A 22,836-nucleotide genomic window follows, 5' to 3' on the forward strand; every position below is an offset into this window, starting at 1 on the left:
GTGTTATCGATTTTGACTATTGATCGAATTTAATTGATCGGTAATATCGATCGATATTACAATGCAAATAAGCAGACTGATTTCTGAAAAGTGCTTGTCACAACTAAGGTCTTTATTGCTTTTCTTCTTATAAAGAGCCGTATCTTTATGAGATGAAACAAAAGAGCAACATACACAAAACACCGTAATAACAAACAACATTAATGATGACAAGTAATCATGTTCACATTTAAAGAAACAATTCTCGCCTTACTCAAAAGTATGAAGATCCCATTAATTCCCGGAGTAGTATTTTTTTTCTTGTTTTTTTTAGCCACTATACTGGCAGGCAAGATAGAGTTCGCAGGCACATCAATACAATTATACGATCTGACCCTACCATTAATTTCAGCTTTACTCGTGTTATACAGAATTAAAGCACTTCCTATACTTGCCGTTCTTTTTCTTTATTCCCTTTTATTTGAACCAATGCAATCAACACTGCTACTGACATCACAGTTGCTGTGCTCCATAATTAGTCAGCTACTTTACAGTTTGAATACCGGTAAGCGAAGTTCAGTTAGCTTTGGTCGTAGCAAATTAACACCAAAACGTATTATCTGGCTTGTTTGCTGTAACGCAGTTCTTTTCTTACTGTTTAACCACATTCTGGAAAGTCAGTTTACTCCTGCATTAGCCACAGAAACGTTCACGTCAGTTAAGTTGATAAGCCTACAATGGATGATGAACTCATGTATAACAGGCATTCCATTTTGTTATGTTTTACTCAGATTTTGCCATAAACCAAAATGGGGAATATTATATATACATAAAATTAAGGTAAGTATAAAAAGCGGATCAATAGCCTCATATCAGATCATTTGGGCATTATCAATTATTGTAATTGCAAGTCTATTAATTTATCAAAAGCAAAACACTTTAATATTTAGTGATTACTCATTATTATGGTTGTTGCCAGTATTTGTCTGGGGAGCGCTTTATATTAGTCATGCTTTAATTAGCAGCTTTTGGGTAGTCACACTTACAATATTAAGTAACTTTGTTGATGGCTATATCCCACTCAAGAATCTATCTATAACTGATGACAACCTTCATAGTTTAATTACATCTTCGACAATAATGCTAATTTACTCATTAATGATTGTTGTTATAGGTGTTTTGGCTGAACGCCAACGAAATAATATCAGACAACTTGCAAGGCTTTCTCGTTCCGAACCGAATACTGGCTTACAAAATTATTATGCACTCATCCAAGACTTGAAAGAGCGCACAACAAAATTACTGTGCATGGTTAGAGCCACTGAACTTAATGAATTAGAAAAAATTTATGGTCCTGATTTCCGATTCAAATATGTAAAAGAATTAAGCCTTAATATAATACAACACTTGAGTTGTAAAAGTGAGAACCAAATATATTACACTCCCGGACAAGGTATCGTCATTCGGCTAAATAAAAAAATAAATATCATTGGGCTTTATAAAATCATTAACAATTATCGATTCAAATGGGAATGTGTGTCCTTGGGGATCAACTGTGGTCTCGCATATACTACTGATGATGAAATAATTTATAATTATCCTGAAGCAATAAAACTATTGAATATTAACAGCCTTGTATCGTTGTCGAATGGTAAGCCGATTGAAATAGATATCGATAAATCAGACATAGTGGTTCCGGGGGATAATATCATTAAACCGGGCACCATACGGAATACCCTACAACAAGCGATAGATAATAAAACATTTTTATTAGTGGCACAGCCTATTGTGGCTACTATACTAACTGCACAACCTATTATATCTATAGATGGGAAGACTCACTACCATGAGATTCTAACCCGTTTAAAAACAGCAGATAACAAATTAATTTTTCCAGATACTTTTATACCTCTAGCCCGAAATGCTGGTTTACTTCCTGCACTAGACCTAACAGTTATAGAGCAAACATTTCAATTTATGAAATCCCGTGAAGGGACGGATCCTAATTGTTCTTTCTCCATAAACCTTACACCTGAATCGTTAGTTCAGCTAAGTTTTTTGGATAATGTTTTATTAATTTTTAAAAAATATAGTATTTCACCAAATCGAATAATTTTTGAAGTGATCGAATCTGAAATAATGGACGATGAGAATGTATCTTATACATTAAAAGGATTACGTGACATTGGCAGTAAAATCGCTATTGATGACTTTGGTACAGGTTCATCTAGTTATGAACGATTACGAAACCTGAATGCTGACATATTAAAGATTGATGGTTCTTTTATAAAGAACATTATTACAGATCCATTTAGCCATCATGCAGTTAAATCATTTTGTGATATAGCGAAACTAAAAAATATGGAAATTGTAGCTGAATTTGTAGAGAACAAAGAAATAGCTAATATGCTTACAGGTATGGGTGTTGACTGGCTGCAAGGTTACTATATAGGAAAACCAGTACCTGTAGATGTTGCGAAGTTATAATATTACTTTCTTGTTAGCATCCTTTAAAGGGTGCTAACAATCTTAACTGTAGGTACCTACTCCTCTATTATAACGAAAATATTAAGATGCAAATAGATAATCACGAAACAATTTGTCTGATACACTCACCTGATTTTACAACGTTAGACTATCCTGATGAATTGTTAATTCGCGCTGAATTTAATAGCAAATTATCCAATCATTTAAAACCATTTGTTAGAATAAATGAAAAAATATATTCACTAACCGGATATGGACTGCTTGTTAAATTAACATGTTCAAATAAAATAAGGCTTACTTCACTTTATAAAATTGTGAATTCTTATGTGTTCACATGGAATAGCTCCCAAATTCATTTTCATTGTGGTATTTCATACACCAATGGAAAAATAGACTCAATAGCAGCTAGTGATTTGTTCATTATCCTTTAAGAAAAAATTAATATTTCATTGAAAAATAACCGTCCTGAGAACGAAATTTTAGCTAATATAACAAATTGAACCATCTCACACTCAATGAATATATGCCATGCGTGAGATAAAGAAGACAGGAACTAAGTTATCTGGCTCAACAGCTTACCAACCTAAAACAAATCTCAGGTCGGTTCACCGTTTAGACGTAAAAAGAAATTTACTGCGTTGACCTGTTTATAACAGTATCGATATAGGCTTGCCCCTATACGCGACATAATTGAATATCACCTTCATCAAGTTTAGGGAGTTCAAGCAAAATCCCAAAGACCACAGCCTTATCTACCTCACTAATATCACATCCTAATACTTTGGCAACCTCCACGCCGAAAATAATCTTCTGGCGGGCATTCTCTTTTTTAGTTTGTTGTTTCGTTTTAGCTTCCAAGAAGTATAAACGTTCCTTAGCTGAAGCAATTTGTTGTTTGATGTTTTTACTGTCATAACTTTTCTCCCTAATATTTATTTCTTTTGGAATAAGGGATATCAGCATAATCATAACCACTGCTCAGTTGTTTCTTAATTGACTTAATACGAAATTTAAACTGTTGCTTAATCTGGTGTTGCTCTGCTTGCTCCCTAATCTGGCTCACTATTTTTTCTGCTGCTAAATAGGCTTGTTCTGTATCAGTATAGATACCTTCATCGAGAAGTCTTTAAACTTCCCAGTCGATAGCTTCGTCATTATTTTTATACATAACACCTCCTTTATTGCGATCAATTACTCCTTAACATATTTTTGAACAATAACAATAGGTATTTCGATTTTATTTTATAATCCACAAACTCATTAACCCAATGTTTATACCCCACATTATTGCATTAACTCCCAGTAAAGTTAATGCAACTTCATCTAGCGTTCCAAGTCTCATACAATCTCCTTTTACGTTTTATTTTATTTAACCTATATCAGATAAAATGGCAAATTCTCTCATTCTTTTTGAATAGTGGAATATGAATCACAGTTTTATAAATTAACTTAAATAGAATTAGACCTTAACAAGATTCATCTCACAATCATCATTAATTATTCTAACTTTATCATGTTTAATATTCAGTCTTTAATTAAAGGATTTCTATAAATGAAAATTACCGATGATAGCGATTTAATAAAATCCAGACTCAAACGTTATAATCCCGCGTTGGTTGGTTCTAAAATGACAGGGCCAATAGATTATGATATCAACGTGTTTAATGAATTGGTTGAAAAATTCACATCGAGCAAAAAAAACAGTGAAAGAACGCAGCTTTTACTTGATCTTTCAGATGAGATTCGCATACAAGAAGGGATTCCCACATACTCAGTCTGCCAACAAGGTTGTGCCCATTGCTGCAAAATCCCAGTATCCGTAACAGCAGTTGAAGCAATATTAATCGGAGAATATACAGGCAAGAAAGTAAAAGAAATATTTGAAATAAAACCAGCACTGGATAAATATGATTACTGCCCTTTTTTGAATAAATCTTCTGCAAGCTGTTCAATTTACAAAGTCAGACCTCTCCATTGTAGAAACTTTCATTCTCTAGACCATTATGATTATTGTGAAACACTGGAAGTTGACCATTTGATATTCATGACAACATCAAATGAGAGATTAACTGATCTTCTTGATATGCTAATCACCGCTAGTCATGGTTATTCAGCTGACATCCGCGAATGGTTTTAATAATTATAGGTATCATGTTGAAGTAATACCTATAGTCGACTATAGGTTCGATTTTTCATCAATTACCTTACAAATCATATTAATATGTTTATTCTTTTCCTGCTCATTTTGAGCAAACCCTAAGATATATGTAGTCATTAGTTTTTTGATCTCCATACCAGAAAACCCTGATGAGAAGTCATCTTCATTCTGAAGTTTTATAAATTCTTTACTCATTATTAAGTTTAAAAACCTAATGGCTACATTTATATTATTATACCCTATTTCATCTAACTCTACTTTTTTCACTATCATCTTACTCTCCATTTGTTAATGTTTATTTGTTATATCATTATCGCTTGTATAGTCAAATTTATATACGTTAGCTATTAAAATAAAATCTAACAATACTATATGATAGCCATCAGTAGCTATTTTAGCTGATATCCCCGCAGCCAGAATAATTTGAAACCCAGATACTTCGCTTAGGATTGTGCCCATATTACATGGGTAGAATCAGATCTACCTAACGAGTAGTTTAAACGCCCAGCATCCTAACTAAAGAGACCCAACGTTCTGTTAGTCACAAGAACAAAGTTCTATATCGAACTCTTCAACATGAAAATTATTCAGTTTCAAAGCATCAAAATTTCTTGTAATAACTATATCAACCATATGGTTATTGACGAGATTCTCCAATGGATAAATTCATAAAAACTTGTAGATCAGCACCACGAATCACTTCTATGGCTGAATTTTTCAAACAAACGGCAACCGGTGAAAACAATGTTCCATGCCGGGATATTACAGCAGATACTCGGATGTTTACGAGCACTTCCCAGACTGAATTTAGCAAACTACTGTTGCGTAATAGTGGTTCATTTGTTAAACATTATTTTGCAAGTATTCCATATAGTCTTGAGGAAGAATGTAGATTAGGAACAACTGTTTTAAATATCGCCAAGCGATACCCTGCCCCTCTAAATGTATACTGTTTAGGTATGGCAGAAGGTGCAATGGCGCGGACCATATCCCAGCTATCAAATGGCAAGATAAACACCCTGACAACAAGTCCTACAGCGGCAAACGAGAAAACTTTCTATGAGAATGGCACCTTATCTAATGCTTATTTCATATGCACACCATTCTTTGAACTACCTAATTACTTAAAAAATAAAGAGTATGAAATTTTTTCAGGTGGGTTTGATATCATCATTGAAGACACAACATTCCAAATGTATTCACCTGATAGAGACTCCCAAATAGGTTTTGTGAAACGTTTATTAAAAAAAGACGGTTTATTTGTCCTTACCGAAAAATTTCGGTGCGAAAATAGAGAAGAATATGAAGCCCGAGAAGAGCAAAAGGATAAATCTTATAAGCGTCGTTTTTTCAATGACAATCAATTGAACATTAAACGTGAAGTTATTTTGAACAAAATGGCTGATAATGAAGTTACGCTAGCGGAAATGCAAAAGGCGTTAGACAATTATTTTACCTACAAGGCCATTTACTGGAATTCAGGAAATTTTTATTCTGTTGTCGCTTCTTCATCAAAAGAAAAGTTTGAATGTTTTTTGAAACTACTCGGCAAAGAGTGTATCCCTTTTGAATACGTTTACCAAGACCTCCCTGTTTATCTATGACTTATCATACCTTACTTACATTTAGCTTAATCACATTAACACAGACTTTATCCATAGGGCCTGCGGTTAGCTTATTGCTGACGAACTATTTCAATGCTGGATTCAAAAAAACGTTGCCCATTAGCTTTGCTTTTCGTGGTGGCGAGTCTGTATCTCTACTAATCGCATTCCTTATAACCACTATTCTACACTTTTCAGCAGTTTTATTTATCGTGTTAAAAATCACCGGGGGCTTATATCTTGTATTCTTAGGTGCTAAAGGATTTTTCACTTATTCCACCCAAAAAAATAGTATATTTAAGACTCAATATGATAAAACAATAGGCTTATTCCCGGCATTTCTTGTGCCTATAATTAATCCTAAAGCGCTGATTTACTTCTCCAGCTTCATCCCATCATTTATTGACACCAATACAGGTGTTATTTATGGTGTTCAGTTCTTAATCCTTAGTTGCGCATTTTTGTTGGTTTCACTTTTTTCTGACATGTGTTTTTTAGGAATAGCTGCAAGTGCTAAAAAACTCATCGGTGACAGGTTCATCACGGTAATGTCGCTAACCAGTTCAATATTTTTATTAATAACTGGAATGGTTTTTATCGGCAAAGAAATAATTTAATTGCTTTTAGATTTTTTTTCATAAAACGGAACGCAAATCGAATGCTAAAATAATTTGTGGCAATACTGATTTTAGCTCTCTCAAAGAGCAGATAATTAGTCCTGCAGGATATATGTACTCTACTATTTTAATAAAGCTTTAAACAGTAGGTACAAAAATGAAAGAGCCAGAAGGCCCTTTCATTTTCCCTAAAAGGGAACTCTCCATTGGAGAGAATACATATCCCCACATTGGGGCAACTCAATCAGCCCATCAGGCTGTAAACTACTCCCCATATACGGGGCAGTCAGACACTTCGTTGAAGTGAATATTCTCAAGGAACACATACTTAATATAATATTACATATCGACTGTCAAATATTTTTATCTATTTAAATAAAAGATTATCATAGTCGCATGGAAATCTGAGGGATACAACCAAGTCCCTGACGCCATATATCTTTTATAGCTTATATTTCTGAAGGTCAGCATAAAGTATATAATGAATTTTTACTATTATGATAAATCACCAACTCATTTAAAACCCCATAAAATATCATTCCATTTCGCTGTTATAAGAATATTATTCCTGCCTTCCCACCATATTCTCAAGAAATTTTTTTCCTCTAAGTTTTAACCTTGCTTTATCTTCAATGCTAATATTCGATGATTGTAGTACCAGCCCCAATATAAATTCCTTATCAACATCATCCACTTTACAACCAACAGCCTTAGCTACTTCCGCACCAAGGATGATCTTCAAGCGTGTCTCAGCGCTCTTGGATAAGGATTTCTCTTTGGTCTTGAGACGATTCAGACGCATCTGTGCTGAAGCTATTTTTTGCTTAATAGTTTTTTCTGTTCTTTGTTTTCTGTCAGCCCTAAATTACTCTGCTTTCACTATATAACTAAATGCTATGTTTTTAGGTCTGACTTCTGCGCCGTTTTTATAATAATGATCCATTCCGCTATGGTGTCCTTGTAGATGTCCTCCTGAATTGTATGTCATATCGCTCTGATCTTTCTGATAACTTAGTAAAGTTCTCCCGTTATCAAACCCACGTCCATTATCCCAACCTCGGATAAATACTCCTCTTAAATCAGGTAAGTATCCAGTAGGGTAAGCCTGAGCCAACACTGGATATGAACTCTTATTAAAAGCCTGCCCATTACAAGCCAGCCATCCTTGAGGTGGTGTCGCTGAAGGCCAAGAATCGGACTTCCCACGGGTAAGTCAGTACCTTTACGCCATAATCCATTAATACAAGATAAAATGAATCCATTACTGTCTCTGACGTAAGTTCCTACACCTTCATTTACTCCGGTACAACTACTTCCTGCCGTCTTTACATTTTTTATATGGAGTTTATTTCCATATAAGTCTCCATTTACTGACTTTATATCTCCTGATGCCTGAATCCAGCCAGCTTGGTCATTTGCGACAGTAAAATTACCGACCATTAAAGATGATCCCATCGTCGCTCCATACACCAACGCTAAATTCTGTCCTTCAAGATTAGCATTTGCATGTATCTTATTACCCACAACATCACCAGATACATATAATGGTGCACTAATATTTGTATTACCTTGTATATTTACTGTTCCTTTTAGATTAGATTTTCCTGCTACTGAAAAATCACCACCTACAGAAACTGAACCTGCGGTTTGTAATGTATTTGTTGAAACAAGACCTGACGCATCGATGTTAAGAGCATTATTAATGCTTTTTCCCCCCATATTGAGATCACCCGTCATCGGAAGCGTTCCGTCGCGACGCAGATAAACTGAATACATTGAGGAATCATACCCTACGCGGTAGGCCAATAAGCCTGCACTATTGATAGACGGGAAATCAGATAACTTTTCTGACCATAGTCCATTGTAGCCGGAAGCTGACGTTGCAGATTGAGTCATACCACTGTCAATACCTGCCACCTGCATAGCTTTACCCAAGAGATCGTATCTCGTGTTATTGCCTTCTATCCAAGGGGCCGTTGTTGTTAACAGGCCATTGATTACATAGTTTGGCGAGGCCCCAGAGCGCTTTAATAAAATTTTATAAGAAGATTTCTGAGCGTTAATACCTGTATAGGTTGAGGGTAATAAACCTTCATTAATCAGCGTCTGGTAAGTTATTTCACAACCATTTGCGGAGCATGTCCTTGGTCCCGGATCACTTGACTGACTGCTACTTGAAGAAAGTGTTGATAGCTTGTCATAGTGGATACTGATATAGCGATTTGCCGCCTCTCCTATTTGCTTTATCTGATTACTAACAGAATCAGCCATCATGTTTTCTTGATTAGTTTTCATGTCTTGAAATTTTATAAATGCCATCATACTACCTACACTCAACACTAAAATGAGTTCCAGTAATGAGAAGCCTTTTTTATTGTGTTTTTTTTATTTTCATCGTCCTTTTTTATTTCATGTACATATCAATTAACAAAAATAAAAAAGAGGTCAAGATTGGTTAAGATGTAATCCATAAAAAACCGTTAACAATAAAATTTAGGAGAGATAATTTTATCCATTATCGTCTTTTGTATGTTATCCTGATTATGATCTTAATCATTCAGGATAAAAGATAATGACTGACGCTATTAAAACACTTAATAACATCCGTACCCTTCGCGCACAGGCACGAGAAACTGATCTGGCTACTCTGGAAGAGATGCTGGAAAAATTAACTGCTATTGTTGAAGACCGACGCCAAGAAGAATCACTTGCACTGCAACAAAATGCTGAACGTCAGGCCAAAATTGAAGCGCTGCGTGCACAACTGCTTGAAGATGGTATTGACCCATCAGAGCTGCTGGCTAATCCTAAATCTTCCCGTCCGGCTGCTGTTCGTGCTCCTCGTCCTGCTAAATACAAATACATTGATGAAAATGGCGATGAAAAGACGTGGACAGGTCAGGGTCGTACACCAAAAGCGATTGCTGCTGCACTGGAAGGTGGTAAGGTTTTAGAAGATTTTGCTATCTAAACACATTCCATACATTCTTTAATCCGGGCATCGTGAATACTCTTATAAAGGAAACAATATGCCATCACCAAGAGAAGTGAATCCGCATAATTTCAAAGTATTGGAAATTATTTATGATTTAAACGGATTCTCCGTTGCATGGGGGATCTGGGAGGATGGGACTAAGCGCCTCGCTATGAGATGGAATGGTGAAGGTGAGGACAAGGGTTATCCAAAAACATTTGGTAATCCTGTATGGTTCATGCTCCCAAATGAGCTTAGTCTACCGATACTTCAATCACTGGATGCATATAACCCTTTACATCGCGGTGTAGAAAAAAGTTAATCGTTCCGGGCGTTCCGGGCGTTCCGGGCGTTCCGGGAATTATTTAATAAAGTATGTCATGCATTATATGACATCAATTGTTAAATTGACTACCGCGCCCTCTGGGGCTTGGTCAACAGCTCCCCAGCCTAAAACAAGTTTTAAGCCGGAGAGCTGTTCGGACGTGAATTGATTTTATGGTCTGAATTTTTTGAGGACTCTTTCGATGTAGATTTTCCCATTTATTTTATACCGTTCAATATCATGTGTATGTAAGGATGGAACCTCTAACAACAAACCAAAGAGTAATTGTTTATCTACCTCATTTATATCACAGTTTAAAACCTTGGCAACCTCTGCACCGAGAATTATTTTTTGTCGTGTATTTTCTTTTTTGCTATCTCTTTTTTCTTTCGCTTTTAGATAATTGAGCTTATTTTGTGCTCCCGCAATTTTTTGGTCAAGTGTTTTCTTTATTTCGGCCCTGCTTCTATCCCCCAGAAAGGCTTTACCTGTTAGATAGGTATTTTTTATTTCATCATCGTTCATTATTTACTCCATTGATTTCTATGATTATAAGGAACATTATTCCTGAACTCATCATCTGAAAGTGCTCGTTTGATTGATTTAATACGGGAACGGAATTGTTTCTTTTCCTGTTTCTTTTTAAATTCAACTCTTATTTCTGTGATTATCTTTTCTGCTTCACTATACGCTTTTTCCAGATCGGTATAGATTCCATTATCAAGTAATCGCTTTGCCTCAAGATCGATGGCTTCATCGTTATTTTTATACATAAAACCTCCCTGTATTGATTTCCTGATTATGTACTAACACAATTTACAGATAAATCAATAAGTAAGGTGTAATATTTTATCTGACAACCCAAATGCTTATAAAGCCAATGTTAATAGTCCATAATGCAGCATTGACACAGATCAGTATTATTTCTGACTCACATAATTCACCTATATTCATATTCACCCCGTTAATGTTATGTTCTTATATTCTTTTATAGTAAATAATTTACTTTGGCAAATTATGCTTAAATTAACACCATATAACTTAAGATGATAACTAAAGTTTTCATATCGGATGGCAAAACCAACAACCTTCCTCACAGGGCGTAGGAGTAGGTTTATGATAATCTTGATATCACTATGACACAGAAAATGCTCAATGAGAAAGCCTCAAAAATAAAGTCTGTTTTTTTATATAGTTAGCTGATACCCAAATTTTATAGTCTTGACTTAGAAAATAATCTTGTTAACGTTGAACTTGACTGATACAACGTTGTTTCGTTCTAAATCTTATAAATGAGGCTCCTATGGCTGAGATTGATGAGTTTTGCAAACCATACAACAACCCCAGAACGAAGAAAGTGTCTTCGGGTGGTGCTGCACGTAACGGTAGAATCAAAACGTTAGGTGGGCCACGCGGCCTTACAGCAATTATAGAAAAAGTAGTCAAATCAACAACACAATCAGTAACAAAGGAGTTGTTGAACGAAGCGAATGGTAAATCTCGTCGTCGTGGTAGCAAATGAGTAAGGTAATCAGTTTTCCCTCAAGAACTCCATCGTTTGAGGATGTATTGGGGGAAAGTTTAGCCGCAGATATGATCGATCAGCTCATGAGTGAGGCTGATAGTTATCCCTGCACTGTTATTGAGATTACAAGTTATTCATCGAAGCTGCCTGTTATCTATAAAGCATTCTCCCATCTACCACAGGTAAAAATAAAATTGTTTACGCTCACTCAGCTAGATGCTAATCGAAAAGCACTGTCGAATAGTTTAAAAGCTTGAACGTTCCATCTGCGGCTTTTTAATACATTTTTATTTATTCTCACCTACATTATTCATTTAAATACAATCTTCAAGTCTGCTTCGGATTCCCATCCTGTGAGAGTCAGCCCCTCTATGGTTTGATCATTTTTTGGTAATTGCATTACCCGCCCTCTCGAGATGCTTCAGTATAAATAACATCTGAAATATTAAATCAAGCAATCCTATGCGATATTAATCACTAACCATTTTGTCTAATACTCTCCGCGTTACTTATTTTTGTTTAACAGTGATTTTCATTTCACCTTCCGATTTTTTACTCTAATTTAATATCGTAACCTGTGAATTGTGCAACAGGGAAAACTATCAATAAACTAATCTATTTCATGTGGTTTAGTCTTTTCCCGCCTTCGGCGGGATAAATTAACACTCTTTTTGTCCTTCGGACGCCATCAAAACCCCATTTATGTAATATCGTGGAATACTTCGCCCTTTCATCCATATTGCGCCGCTTAATTCGGCGGTTTGTTTTACAGACATTCATATATTTAGTATTAATTAATAAAGGCAGGCCTTCTACATTGCCGTTATTTTTGAGCCATTTATGGCGATAAAAAATAAAGCAATGCCCACTTACGCATTATCGCTTCGCTCTAATGCCGTGGGGTCTACCGACGGTTGCCTGCGGCAGGCTAAAACCGTTTCCTTTGGAAACAAAATCAAGGTCAACGTCAACCTCGACGTTTTCCTTACGTAAAACGAAAAGCAGCATTTGTCATTGAGGAATATTTGGATGGCGATATACAGTTTTAAAATGGAGAACATCAGCAGAGGCGAAGGTCAGTCTTCGGTTAACTCTGCTGCATATCGTCATCGTAAAGTTTTCTTCGATAACAGAACAGGTGAAGTGTGTGGTCGCAAAACAGCACATAAAAAGGACCTTGCCTTTGCGCAGATTTTTGCACCTGAAAATACTCCACCTGACCTGATTGTTGACAGTGAAACACTCTGGAATGCTGTTGAAGCCTCAGAGAAGAGAAAAGATGCCCGTCTTGCCAAAGAGTTTAAAATTGCTCTCCCCGCAGAGCTAGCACCAGAACAGAACATTGAACTCACCGCAGTTTTTGTTCTTGAGCACTTTACCAAGCAAGGCATCATAGCCGATGTTGTTATCCACGATATTAATGGTCATAACCCGCATATCCATATCATGGGAACAACCCGTGAGGTTCTCTCTACCGGCTTTGGTAAAAAGATCCGTGAGTGGGATAAGCCTGAAACCCTTGATATCTGGCGTAAAGGCTGGCAGAACATCTGTAATGGGTTCCTTGAGCTGTATGGTCATGATGAACACGTTGATCACCGTTCTATCAGAGTTCAGTATGAAGAAGCCCTTGAACAGGCTACTGTTGCCGCTACCAATGAAGAGAAAGCGATCTGGCTGGCTAAAGCTATTGAAACGAACCGCGATCCAATACTTCATATCCCTCGTGATCGCTGGGGCACTGCAGCCGCTCAGGAACAACGTGCTGCAGAGCAAGCCATACGTGATGAGCTGAAAAAAGAAGCTGTTGAAGCCTACTTTGCCTTTAAAGATCTACCATTAGACATCGTTGTTGATGTTGCCAGCTTTAGGTTTCATGCACTGGCTGAACCGGAAGAAATTGTTATCCCTGATAACACAGGTAGAGCTTCATCTACAGGCTCGCAGAAACCTATGCTGGTGGCTCCTGCACCTCATACACGCACTACGCTGAAAACCACATCCTCTTCAGCAGCCAGAGCACTTAAACGCGCTCCAGTCAAAGTTAAGAGGAAGAAAGTTGAACCTTGTCAGAGCGGTGTGTTCAAGCGCTTCACCTTACTGGTAGTAGATTTTATCAGAGAGAAATTCATCTGGGTCAAGAATAAGCCAGCTCCTGTTTCAGTAGATACTGAACACGATAAGCGTATAGCTGAAAACTATGTCTTCGATGAGGTTCAGGGTATCTATGTATTACGCGCTGAGCATGATAGACGTACCAGATTGAACAGTGATGACTACAAGCCAACAAAGGATGAGATCAGACGTTTCCCAAGTCGACCGCTTAAGCCTGAACAAACAGATAACGATTTTGATTTCATACCAACACTGACGGCAGACAGAAAAAAGCCAGTACCTAAAATGAAGCCACCGGATTTTTATAATCATTGAATATAAACCATACCCAGTGGGGGGATAATAATTTGACTCGTAAAATCCCTATGAAATGTTTACCATGTTTAGATTTCATATAATTTGATGAGCACCATTAACAGGCTAAAATACTCGCAAAATTCAACAATGATGATTACAAGCCTTCCAAAGAAAGCTCATTCTCTTTCCAATTCATTCAAAGCAGATAATTTTTTATTTCGATAACAACACAAGTCTGACTCTATCGAGTTGAGCAACGTAAACTAAAGGATCACCATCTAAAATAAATCCATTCTAAAAATATTCAATTATAATTCATGCGTGCACTAGCTAAATCACAGAGATATTTATTTTTATATTCGTTATGCTCTAAAACCATATATGCAGGACAATTCCTACATGTAGAGTTTAAAACACATTTACCACACTTACTGTCATAATATATCTTATGCAATTGTTCACTGATAGAATTTAACTCTGCCCATACATCATTAATGTTTCCGTCTATAATATTACATTGTTTTTTTCTGTATACGGCACAAATAGATGCGCGACCGAACTGGTCAATAAACAGACTCGAATATCCTCCTGAACACTTCTTAAAATAGTCTAAATTATCCATTGCTAGATTATCACTTTTAATTATCCTTTTCATTGCAAGTTCATTTTCAATCCTAACAATATCATTCGGTTCCAATCTCTCATTTAGATTATTTTGATAATTCAATGATGGAATAAGATATGTGTTTATCTCAATTTTGTTTTCCGAAAAGAAAGCTAGATCCGTCGAAGATACAGATATTGATTTACATAGGGTTAACCCTTTGTACATTGTAATACCTAATTGTTCTAACCTGACTATATTAGTCATTATCCTATCAAGGTTAGCTCTTTTATTTTTAGCAAAGCCAATAAGTTCTCTATTATTTTTCCCGTATATAGATACAGAAACAGAACTTGGTGGATATTTACCGAACAGTTCAAAATGTTTTTCAGTCATTAAACTTGCATTAGTAAATAGTGAAATCTCAAGTCCCTGCTGGTGAATGAAGGTATATAATGAAATAAAGTCTTTATAAAGAAGAGGCTCACCTCCAGTAATAATTAATTTCCTGCATCCTTTTAACATTAATTTATTTATCACGATTTTCCATTCGTTCACACCTAGTCCTGCTGAGGTTTTATTATCAAGATAACAGTGCGGACATTTAAAATTACATGATGTTATAATTTCAATTGTAGCCGATGTTAAGTTTTTCATTGCTCCTCCGTAACCCCAGAAATTCTACGTTGTGCTAACTCACACATAAAATCTATTGGTTCAGATGAATTCCCATGTTCTAAATTGGCATATGCAGCACACCATCTGCAAATGGATTTTTTCTCGCATGTAGAGCATTTGCTATTGATATAATAACTTTGCATTTTATTATGTGAATCTCTCAGATATTTTATTATAGTTTTCTCATCATTACTCAAAAAACTAATTTTATCTTCCACATATAAAGAACATATAGATGCGTATCCTTCAGCATCTATTGAAAGGCTATTAATTCCACCTCCACATTTAATACATGCTTGAGAAGTCATATTAGATATCGATTTCCTCCAAAAAGTTATAGTTTCTGGATCACTATGTTCGAAACTAATAATATCATCAATACTAGCTCTTTGAGATAGTTTACCTCTCATTAAATCTTTTTGCGGGAAAATTATTGCATCATACATAATTTCTTTTTTATAAATTCTCGCAATATCATCAAACCTACCTTTCAAAGCTGCGGGTATGGTTTCTTTGCTAAGAATTGATTTTAGCATGAAATCAATATTATTAGAAAGTAAAAAACTCAGATTATCAATAACTTTTCTAAACGCGGTTTTATTTATAGTGAACTTTTCGTATTCGTCAGTACTAGTTCCATATAACGTAACCATAATAACTTTGGGTGGATATTTAATAAGAAGATTCTTAGTTATATCCGTTATGTAAGATAAATTTGACATAACCGAGATGATAAATCCTTTATTTTTTGCATACAAATATATTTCATTAAATCTTTTATATAGAAAAGCCTCTCCACCTGTAAATGTTAAGTATAAAACTCCCATATTGTATAATTTATCGATACATGCAATAACATCATTATAATCCATATGAACTTTATTCGATGGGCAATAACAATGTAGACATTTAAAATTACAATGCTGAGTTAACTCAATACTTGCGGTTATCAAACATTCTCTTTGTAATGCTTTTTCTTTCAAGGAATCATGATTCATTTAGCTTGCCATATATTTTATCTAATACGTTTTGAATTTGAATATCATCAAATCCGTATTTCTTTTCCAACTTGTGGCTGTTTATTTCAGTTGAATACATTAAAACATCAAACACTAGCTCATTAACATTATAGCACTTATTATTAGATTGATTGATGACAATATATTCATCCATTATCCTTCTAGGTACATATACGCTTTTCATCTTAATTCATAATCATCCAATATAAAATAAGAGCAACAGTCGCATTGCTCTTATTAGATTTATTTTATTTCAACATTGGTTATATCCATCATCTGGGCTAGGGCCCCAACATCCGAGAGTCTTTCTTTTGGATACTGGGTCAATATCCTTTACTTCCTCAAACTCACAGATCTCAATCTCGTAGTTATCTATAGTTTGTTGCTCATTAATATCCATCTTGCTCCCTCTTCACATGATACATTGACTAAATGTATATCTCTTGCATAAGAACACATTGACATTAGTCAAAAAAAAATGATTCTGAAGGAAATAGAAAGATTTGTTGTAAAAATTTCATTTTATCCTATGAACAGAGAAATATAATTACGTGATCTACATCTCAAAAACACTATCGAAAAATGAAATGCTGAGAATATCGATCAACTTTGATGTAACCAGCAAATATCATTTACTATTACCTAAACAAATAGAGAATGTATAAAAAATGAACAATGATGATACGTATGAAAAAAAATATCGGATATTGCGCCAGCAAAATCTTGATGCTTGGACAGGTGAAGGATACGCAAGAGCGTGGGAGCAACTGAATCATATTTTTGATATGCTCAACAAAGAAAATCTTTTCCCGGCACCACCTGCAAAATTTCTTGAACTTGGTTGTGGCAATGCAGCGATGTCTTCGCAACTGATGGCGCAAAAAAGTTATGATGTTTACGGCATCGATATATCTCCAACAGCAATAACATGGGCTAATGAGCGATTTTCATCATTAAACCTGAAAGGTAGTTTTTATGTTGATAATGTTTGCAATATTTCTCATTTCCCCTCCGAAAGCTTTGATATTATTTATGACGGAAGTTGCTTGCATTGCATCATTGGCGAAGACAGATTAACTTGCTTCGCAGAAATGAAACGTCTGATTAAACCAGATGGTATTTTAATAATATCTACAATGTGTGGTCTACCTAAGCAGCAAGAAGATATTAACAACTATGACCTTGAGAGTTATCAACTCTATCATGAAGGTCAACCATGGCGTACACTAAAACCTTTTGACTGTCTCAAGGAAGAAATAACTAAATCAGGATTTTCTATCAATTATATTCATGTTAATGAGAATCCTTGGTGGGATCATGCTACGATTGCCTGTAAAAAAAATAAATGATAATTTGTTTGACATCTGTATTATGTATATAGATCTCTAAAATGACATTAATATAATTTCTTTTTATATTTGTTAGCAGGATAGTACATATGAACAAACCATTAACCTTACTGGCTTTAGTCGTTTCTGTCACTGGCTGCGCCCCACTTCATCCAGCTGATTGCCATAAAACAACAGCTCTCGGCAGTTGTAGCTCCGGTCGTTTCACCGATAATGATGAATATGGAAAACAGGCCAGAGCGATTAAAGATGCTATCGAATCACAACTTGCTCAAAGATATGCTTGGTCTGGTAAAAAGTGCAAATTGCATTTGGATTTTGCTTATGATGGAAAACTTAAAAACATTGAAGTAAGGGATGGCAATAAGCAATATTGTGCTGCATTAAAAGTTGCGGCTGAGCAGGCAACATTTCCACCATTCCCGAACAAGAGCATATACAATGCTTTCGCGGAATCCCGATTTAATCTCCAAGGAGAATAATCAATTTAAACGTTAACCTCACAGCATCAATTTACAACAGAGGATTTTCATTTAAAATAAAACAAAATAAACCTAAGTCATAATATGAAGTATTAAACATCAATAGCCGATGCATATAAAACCACATATAACTCAAAAAAGGGCCATGAGAAGAACATAGCCCTTTCCATTTTAAAAGCTACATTCTTCGTCTGAAAATAACATTATCAGAGAAAATTGCCTTACCTGCGACAAACCCAACAGCCCCAATGACTGGTAGGCTGATAGTAGCTCCCGCCATGCCTGTAGACATTCCGATCAGTATAGACAGGCCGAAGGTCAATAATATAACTACGAAAGCATACCAGCCGGGGTAGGCTCCATATAAAACAGTCGCCATGCAGCCAGTGCAAACGTGGACACCTCTCTGACTTTCTTTCAGGCAAAACGGACACTGGATAGTTCGGTTTTCCATGATAGCCCCCTTAGAGCGCTTTCCAGCCATTGCTGGTTTTAACAAGATTCATAGCACCATCAGCAGATTCATTCATCCCTTTCACACCAGAAAACGCGCTTTTGTCCACCCATGATGGAACATCGGTTAATTTCCATGTATAGGTGACGCGGACAACTTTCTGATTCCCATTACCCGGCTCAGTCCATTCCTTAACTTCATCAACAACGCGGCGACCAATACAAACACCTTCCTTGGCATCCCAGATTTTGGCTTGTTTACCTTCATCTGTTATCCCAAGCGTATTGTTATCCAAGCCTTTAACAAAGGCCATTAAGCCCTGTTCTACGAGGCCGTCGAGGATCACGGATCCTGTTCCAGTGCCTGTTTCGTCAAATCGCGGTTTGGAGAGTTGAACAGGGAATGTGACGTCATTGTTTCGCAGTGAGAAACAGGTTTGCGAATCACCAATCTTGGCGTTGATCGCCTTCTCAAAATCGCCTTTTTCACCACACCCGGCTAACAGCGAAACAAGGCCAACAACGAATAAAATTTTGCGCATTATTTTTCCTTTAATTAATGACTGATGGTGCCGTTTCTCAATACAACCAGACGAACTGGCATATCGGCGTTGTTGACGGTAGCAAATCCACGAACTTCGAAGTTGCTGACTGTTCCGGTGACGCTGACTTTCTGGCCTTTCTTATAGGTAAGAATTGCATCATCAATACCAGAGTAGTAATCCAGCCAGACCATCCCGCCGCAGTAGCTTGTATCTGCTGTTTTGAAGAGCAGATAATAGTTAGGGGCTGATTTAGGCATTCCCGTCATCATGTCGCTGGCACTTCTGCCCTTCGTAACTTCCAGAACAGTGGCATTGGTGATAGTGATCCTTTTGCCTGTCCATTTCTTTTCTGCTGCCATTGCATTTTCTTCATAGTCTTTGCAGACAGCACCAAGGCCAGATACAGACGATACCGGGTCAAGGCTTTGAGTGGTGGCGGTTCCCCCCAGCGCTTTACCTACTGAAGACAACGAAGAACTGATTGCTCCATTAACTGTATTCACGCCATCGTTGAGTTGCTGGCATCCTGTCAGTGCGGCAGCAGACAGTACCAGTGGCATCACTATCCGTAATTTCATATCTATCCCCAATGTGTGGAAACTTTATGTCAAAGACAGCCCTACCCATAGGTTGGTCTCTCTGGGCTGTAAAAAAGCATTAATCAATTGATAGGATTCAATTTATTTTTCTGTTCGTCATATCGTTTGTATCGATCGAATTCAAATCATTTGATAGATATAAACTATCATAAAGAAACAATCGATCGGTTTAATCAATTAAAACACCGATCAATCAACCTCAATTTGATAGTCATGGACTATCAAAAATAAACTATCGATCTTCAATAACGATCAATTGAAGATGCCTATCGTAAGATATGAATCAGGAGAGGCGGCGTAATGCGTCGCTCATTCGAAGGTTGATGCAGGCAGGGTGAAGAGGATAGTTTCATCCCTGCGGAAAGCACAGGGCACTGACACTGCTTGCTGGGAAATTGATTGTCATATGATTCGGTATCTTCGGGACTAATGACTCTATTGTTTCTTCGCTAACTTGGCTCAGTTCTGAAATCAATCTTCTGTATGTATTAATCATTCGTTCCTGATCAAACTCATTTGCTGATTCTGATAAGAAGAAATAGTCATAATCTTTGACATGGATATTATCACCATTTTCCAAAGTGAGTTTTATTCCTTGTTCATTCTCTTCAACATTTTTAACTATACAAGTTATAAATGGTATTTTTTCATTTGCATGAAATAGTGTAATAATCTTAATGTTGTTCATCATTTATTTCCCTTCTTTTTATTATTTAATACCATATAAGATTGGAGAAGATCAAATTTAACTTTTGTTAATTAACGCTTTACCTGTTTTCTTCTTATTCTTTTGAAAAGATATTTATCTTATGAGCTAAAGCTCATGTGCTGACGCACGGCTACAGCTCTAACGCTGTAAAATACATTTAACGTTTTAACAATGGTATTTGCTATGTTTGAGGGAAAAGCCAAAAGGATCAATCTCTGTTCTTTTAATTATAAAAAAATATATATGATCCTATATATCATAATAATATTAGTACTAAAACATATAGCATTTGCTCTTAAACGCATAGGAAAACTATATTCATTGAAGCAGCACTTAGTGATTGTTCAAAACAATCACATTGCTGAAACAGGGTTCATCCCTGTTAATGATGGATTTATCCATAAAGAATTTCGGCGACAGCCACCAATAAAATAAAGGTAAAACAATTGCAGTATTCCTGAAACATCAGCAGCGCTGCGTGATTGTATGAAGCAATCACTTCGCTGAAAATAACTCTCCAGAGAACCACATATTTTTACGTAAAACTCTCTGCACATACGGTAAAAGAAAAGCTAGACTCTCTTAACTTCTTACTAATTATTTAATTATAAGCACTGTCCCAGCCCAATAAAACCAAGGCTTCTCACCTTTTTATCCTATGTTTAAACATAGCAGGATCTATGTTTAAACATAGATTTTTTAACATATAGCAATATCATAATAATAAAAGTTCTATTTTATTTATAGTTTTACTATTGACTTTCATTTTTCTGCATAGTATTAAAATAGGCATAATAAAAACTATAAGAGAGAATAATATGAATACTAATGATACTGAACTACTTCGCTTATTTGAAACATTAACCACAGAGCAAAAGATTGATATCGCAAGACACTTGCTACAAAACAAAGATATAAAATCAACCACCGTTATTGCAACAGAAGAAGATAAAGCAATCTCATTTGCACAGCCTTATGTATTTGCTTTTACTTCTAATTTTCGTGTTTTTTCTGATCTGGACATATCGAAGAATGAATTCCGTGTATTAACTTATGTTTTAGAATATATGGAGTTTGGAAACCTTATCAATCTGTCTCAATCATCACTCTGCAAGGCATTGAATATTGCATCCGGTAATATGTCAAATATATTCAAAAAGCTAAAACAAAAAGGTATCCTTGTTGAACATCATGGACACTTGTATATCAACTCTAATATTTTCGCCAAGGGAATGAGTCATCAACTTGATGAGAAGCGTAAAGAGCATTTGAGTAATGCTAAAAGCCTTAATGCTGATATTGAACAATATCCAGAGCATTATGCAGATCTTTCACAAAAAGAACGCCGAAACTTATCTTTGGAAACTGAAAACAAAGAGATCTACACAGATGCCTTTGTTTTTAGTAAGAAGAAGAAAAATAATGCTGTTCCTAGTGCTAAAAACAGTGTCAAGATCGATAAACCTCGCAAGGTATATAAAAGAACAAAAGAAAATGAGGCGGCAAGAAAAGACGTGGCTGATATCGACACCTATTTAAAAGTTGCATCCTAAAACAGGACAATAAGGAAAAAACATCCTTAATACTTTTATGCAACGAAGGCAGGAATAAAATATTTAACCCCTCATTAATTTGACACTTTCTCTATATACCTTAACATATAAATATATCCACTATTTATTAACGAGGTATTCTCATGAGAAACGTAAAAACAGATAACAATGATTTAATACAATATTTAGAGACAGTCGAAGAACTAAAAAATCACATTTCTATTGAAGAATACAAAAAAGAATATCGCAAACTTCGTGCTGATGGTATTCCTTTCATTAAAGCGCAAAAATTCAAATCAGCACATACCGAACTACGTCGTTTGAACAGAAAAAAGGAATCTCTTCTTGATAAATTTCTTGATGAGCTTAACCCTGTTAACCAAGCCTCCGCTTTTACTTCTAAAAACATTGATAAGCTCGAAACGTATAGTCTCTACAGGAGAAATCTCCTTGAGAAAAGCGATGAAGAAATAATTGCCTTAGTCATAAAGCAGCGTACAGAAGCCGCTATGGAGTTCCAACGCTCCGTTGAACAAAGTCTTCAGCAACTCTCTCAAATCTCGTCAAAGTTTGAATCATCTAGCCAAAAGTACAGGAAAATCAAACTTTAAAAAAACGTGTTATTCGTATAAAACGGGAATCCTTAGATTGCTTAAACGAGAGTGATTGCTATATTATTTAGCGGATGATATTTTTATTTTCAAGTGCAGTAGCATACATTAATTTTATAAGCGACCTTATTTTTTAACACAGGATAACATACT

At 35.8% G+C, this 22,836-nt stretch carries 27 protein-coding genes; 13 read left to right on the forward strand and 14 right to left on the reverse strand.

The genetic code is table 11. The features are described 5' to 3' along the window. Window positions 1-219: 219 nt before the first annotated feature. Window positions 220-2,466: an EAL domain-containing protein gene (locus ACU8YC_RS04400; RefSeq protein ID WP_446895033.1), complete on the forward strand. Its 2,247-nt coding sequence runs from the start codon at window positions 220-222 to the stop codon at window positions 2,464-2,466. 675 nt (window positions 2,467-3,141) lie between these two features. On the opposite strand, the gene ACU8YC_RS04405 is transcribed toward ACU8YC_RS04400, so the two are convergent. After that, window positions 3,142-3,429: a conjugal transfer protein TraD gene (locus ACU8YC_RS04405; protein WP_446895162.1), complete on the reverse strand. Its 288-nt coding sequence runs from the start codon at window positions 3,427-3,429 to the stop codon at window positions 3,142-3,144. Next, a complete protein-coding gene (locus ACU8YC_RS04410; protein ID WP_446895163.1) occupies window positions 3,392-3,574 on the reverse strand; it encodes a hypothetical protein in 183 nt (60 codons plus the stop codon). The genes ACU8YC_RS04405 and ACU8YC_RS04410 overlap by 38 nt, the downstream gene beginning before the upstream one ends. A 444-nt stretch (window positions 3,575-4,018) precedes the next feature. Between ACU8YC_RS04410 and ACU8YC_RS04415 the strand changes: the two genes are divergently transcribed. Further along, window positions 4,019-4,603 carry a YkgJ family cysteine cluster protein gene (locus ACU8YC_RS04415; protein ID WP_446895034.1) on the forward strand — a complete coding sequence of 195 codons (585 nt, stop codon included), beginning with the start codon at window positions 4,019-4,021 and terminating at the stop codon, window positions 4,601-4,603. A gap of 39 nt (window positions 4,604-4,642) precedes the next feature. Here the strand turns inward: ACU8YC_RS04415 and ACU8YC_RS04420 are convergent, their stop codons facing one another. Then, window positions 4,643-4,897: a hypothetical protein gene (locus ACU8YC_RS04420; RefSeq protein ID WP_446895035.1), complete on the reverse strand. Its 255-nt coding sequence runs from the start codon at window positions 4,895-4,897 to the stop codon at window positions 4,643-4,645. Window positions 4,898-5,328: 431 nt separating this feature from the next. Here ACU8YC_RS04420 and ACU8YC_RS04425 point away from each other — a divergent pair, with 431 nt between their 5' ends. Next, a complete protein-coding gene (locus tag ACU8YC_RS04425) occupies window positions 5,329-6,228 on the forward strand; it encodes a hypothetical protein (RefSeq protein WP_446895036.1) in 900 nt (299 codons plus the stop codon). After that, the gene (locus ACU8YC_RS04430) at window positions 6,225-6,845 is read left to right on the forward strand and encodes a LysE family translocator (protein WP_446895037.1); all 621 of its coding nucleotides are present in this window, start codon (window positions 6,225-6,227) and stop codon (window positions 6,843-6,845) included. Before ACU8YC_RS04425 ends, ACU8YC_RS04430 begins: the two co-directional genes overlap by 4 nt. A 562-nt stretch (window positions 6,846-7,407) precedes the next feature. Here the strand turns inward: ACU8YC_RS04430 and ACU8YC_RS04435 are convergent. From ACU8YC_RS04435 to ACU8YC_RS04445, 3 genes are read right to left on the reverse strand one after another with little or no spacing between them, the layout of a single operon-like run. Then, window positions 7,408-7,674 carry a conjugal transfer protein TraD gene (locus ACU8YC_RS04435; protein WP_446895164.1) on the reverse strand — a complete coding sequence of 89 codons (267 nt, stop codon included), beginning with the start codon at window positions 7,672-7,674 and terminating at the stop codon, window positions 7,408-7,410. 36 nt (window positions 7,675-7,710) lie between these two features. Next, the gene (locus ACU8YC_RS04440) at window positions 7,711-8,004 is read right to left on the reverse strand and encodes a phage tail protein (RefSeq protein WP_446895165.1); all 294 of its coding nucleotides are present in this window, start codon (window positions 8,002-8,004) and stop codon (window positions 7,711-7,713) included. After that, window positions 7,920-9,200 carry a prepilin cleavage protein gene (locus tag ACU8YC_RS04445; protein ID WP_446895166.1) on the reverse strand — a complete coding sequence of 427 codons (1,281 nt, stop codon included), beginning with the start codon at window positions 9,198-9,200 and terminating at the stop codon, window positions 7,920-7,922. Before ACU8YC_RS04445 ends, ACU8YC_RS04440 begins: the two co-directional genes overlap by 85 nt. 217 nt (window positions 9,201-9,417) lie before the next feature. On the opposite strand from ACU8YC_RS04445, the gene ACU8YC_RS04450 reads away from it, so the two are divergent. Beyond that, window positions 9,418-9,816, forward strand: coding sequence for an H-NS family histone-like protein (locus tag ACU8YC_RS04450; protein ID WP_446895038.1), 399 nt, complete (start codon window positions 9,418-9,420; stop codon window positions 9,814-9,816). A gap of 58 nt (window positions 9,817-9,874) precedes the next feature. Further along, window positions 9,875-10,141 carry a hypothetical protein gene (locus tag ACU8YC_RS04455; RefSeq protein ID WP_104696738.1) on the forward strand — a complete coding sequence of 89 codons (267 nt, stop codon included), beginning with the start codon at window positions 9,875-9,877 and terminating at the stop codon, window positions 10,139-10,141. A 174-nt stretch (window positions 10,142-10,315) separates the two neighbouring features. On the opposite strand, the gene ACU8YC_RS04460 is transcribed toward ACU8YC_RS04455, so the two are convergent. Beyond that, entirely contained in the window at window positions 10,316-10,669 is a 354-nt protein-coding gene (locus ACU8YC_RS04460) for a conjugal transfer protein TraD (protein WP_446895039.1), read from the reverse strand. Then, window positions 10,669-10,917: a hypothetical protein gene (locus tag ACU8YC_RS04465; protein WP_161622997.1), complete on the reverse strand. Its 249-nt coding sequence runs from the start codon at window positions 10,915-10,917 to the stop codon at window positions 10,669-10,671. The genes ACU8YC_RS04460 and ACU8YC_RS04465 overlap by 1 nt, the downstream gene beginning before the upstream one ends. A gap of 530 nt (window positions 10,918-11,447) precedes the next feature. Between ACU8YC_RS04465 and ACU8YC_RS04470 the strand changes: the two genes are divergently transcribed. The 3 genes from ACU8YC_RS04470 (at window position 11,448) to mobQ (ending at window position 14,099) form a co-directional block, all read left to right on the forward strand. Further along, the gene (locus ACU8YC_RS04470; RefSeq protein ID WP_341551226.1) at window positions 11,448-11,666 is read left to right on the forward strand and encodes a hypothetical protein; all 219 of its coding nucleotides are present in this window, start codon (window positions 11,448-11,450) and stop codon (window positions 11,664-11,666) included. Then, window positions 11,663-11,926 (forward strand): hypothetical protein, encoded by a 264-nt coding sequence (locus ACU8YC_RS04475; protein WP_341551225.1) that lies wholly within the window; start codon window positions 11,663-11,665, stop codon window positions 11,924-11,926. The genes ACU8YC_RS04470 and ACU8YC_RS04475 overlap by 4 nt, the downstream gene beginning before the upstream one ends. A gap of 772 nt (window positions 11,927-12,698) precedes the next feature. Further along, window positions 12,699-14,099 (forward strand): MobQ family relaxase, encoded by a 1,401-nt coding sequence (gene mobQ, locus ACU8YC_RS04480; protein ID WP_446895040.1) that lies wholly within the window; start codon window positions 12,699-12,701, stop codon window positions 14,097-14,099. Between the two features lie 286 nt (window positions 14,100-14,385). On the opposite strand, the gene ACU8YC_RS04485 is transcribed toward mobQ, so the two are convergent. Together ACU8YC_RS04485 and ACU8YC_RS04490 are read right to left on the reverse strand one after the other, a co-directional pair. Next, window positions 14,386-15,342, reverse strand: a complete 957-nt coding sequence (locus ACU8YC_RS04485) for a radical SAM protein (RefSeq protein WP_446895041.1) — start codon at window positions 15,340-15,342, stop codon at window positions 14,386-14,388. Beyond that, window positions 15,339-16,361 carry a radical SAM protein gene (locus tag ACU8YC_RS04490; RefSeq protein WP_222168136.1) on the reverse strand — a complete coding sequence of 341 codons (1,023 nt, stop codon included), beginning with the start codon at window positions 16,359-16,361 and terminating at the stop codon, window positions 15,339-15,341. Before ACU8YC_RS04490 ends, ACU8YC_RS04485 begins: the two co-directional genes overlap by 4 nt. 689 nt (window positions 16,362-17,050) lie before the next feature. On the opposite strand from ACU8YC_RS04490, the gene ACU8YC_RS04495 reads away from it, so the two are divergent. Both ACU8YC_RS04495 and ACU8YC_RS04500 read left to right on the forward strand, forming a co-directional pair. Continuing rightward, window positions 17,051-17,731, forward strand: a complete 681-nt coding sequence (locus tag ACU8YC_RS04495) for a class I SAM-dependent methyltransferase (protein ID WP_446895042.1) — start codon at window positions 17,051-17,053, stop codon at window positions 17,729-17,731. 89 nt (window positions 17,732-17,820) lie between these two features. After that, entirely contained in the window at window positions 17,821-18,213 is a 393-nt protein-coding gene (locus ACU8YC_RS04500) for a cell envelope integrity TolA C-terminal domain-containing protein (RefSeq protein WP_446895043.1), read from the forward strand. Window positions 18,214-18,391: 178 nt separating this feature from the next. Here ACU8YC_RS04500 and ACU8YC_RS04505 read toward each other — a convergent pair whose 3' ends face one another. From ACU8YC_RS04505 to ACU8YC_RS04520, 4 genes are all read right to left on the reverse strand, one after another. Then, entirely contained in the window at window positions 18,392-18,667 is a 276-nt protein-coding gene (locus ACU8YC_RS04505) for a hypothetical protein (RefSeq protein ID WP_446895044.1), read from the reverse strand. 10 nt (window positions 18,668-18,677) lie between these two features. Continuing rightward, on the reverse strand, window positions 18,678-19,208 hold the full coding sequence (locus ACU8YC_RS04510; RefSeq protein WP_446895045.1) for a hypothetical protein: 531 nt from the start codon (window positions 19,206-19,208) through the stop codon (window positions 18,678-18,680). 14 nt (window positions 19,209-19,222) lie between these two features. After that, entirely contained in the window at window positions 19,223-19,789 is a 567-nt protein-coding gene (locus tag ACU8YC_RS04515; protein WP_446895046.1) for a hypothetical protein, read from the reverse strand. Between the two features lie 370 nt (window positions 19,790-20,159). Then, the gene (locus ACU8YC_RS04520) at window positions 20,160-20,498 is read right to left on the reverse strand and encodes a hypothetical protein (protein ID WP_446895167.1); all 339 of its coding nucleotides are present in this window, start codon (window positions 20,496-20,498) and stop codon (window positions 20,160-20,162) included. Between the two features lie 839 nt (window positions 20,499-21,337). Between ACU8YC_RS04520 and ACU8YC_RS04525 the strand changes: the two genes are divergently transcribed. Further along, a complete protein-coding gene (locus ACU8YC_RS04525; RefSeq protein ID WP_446895047.1) occupies window positions 21,338-22,072 on the forward strand; it encodes a DNA-binding protein in 735 nt (244 codons plus the stop codon). Window positions 22,073-22,215: 143 nt separating this feature from the next. Beyond that, a complete protein-coding gene (locus ACU8YC_RS04530) occupies window positions 22,216-22,683 on the forward strand; it encodes a DUF4756 family protein (RefSeq protein WP_446895048.1) in 468 nt (155 codons plus the stop codon). Window positions 22,684-22,836 lie beyond the last annotated feature (153 nt).

The sequence above is a fragment of the Citrobacter sp. VF227 genome (genome assembly GCF_052950715.1).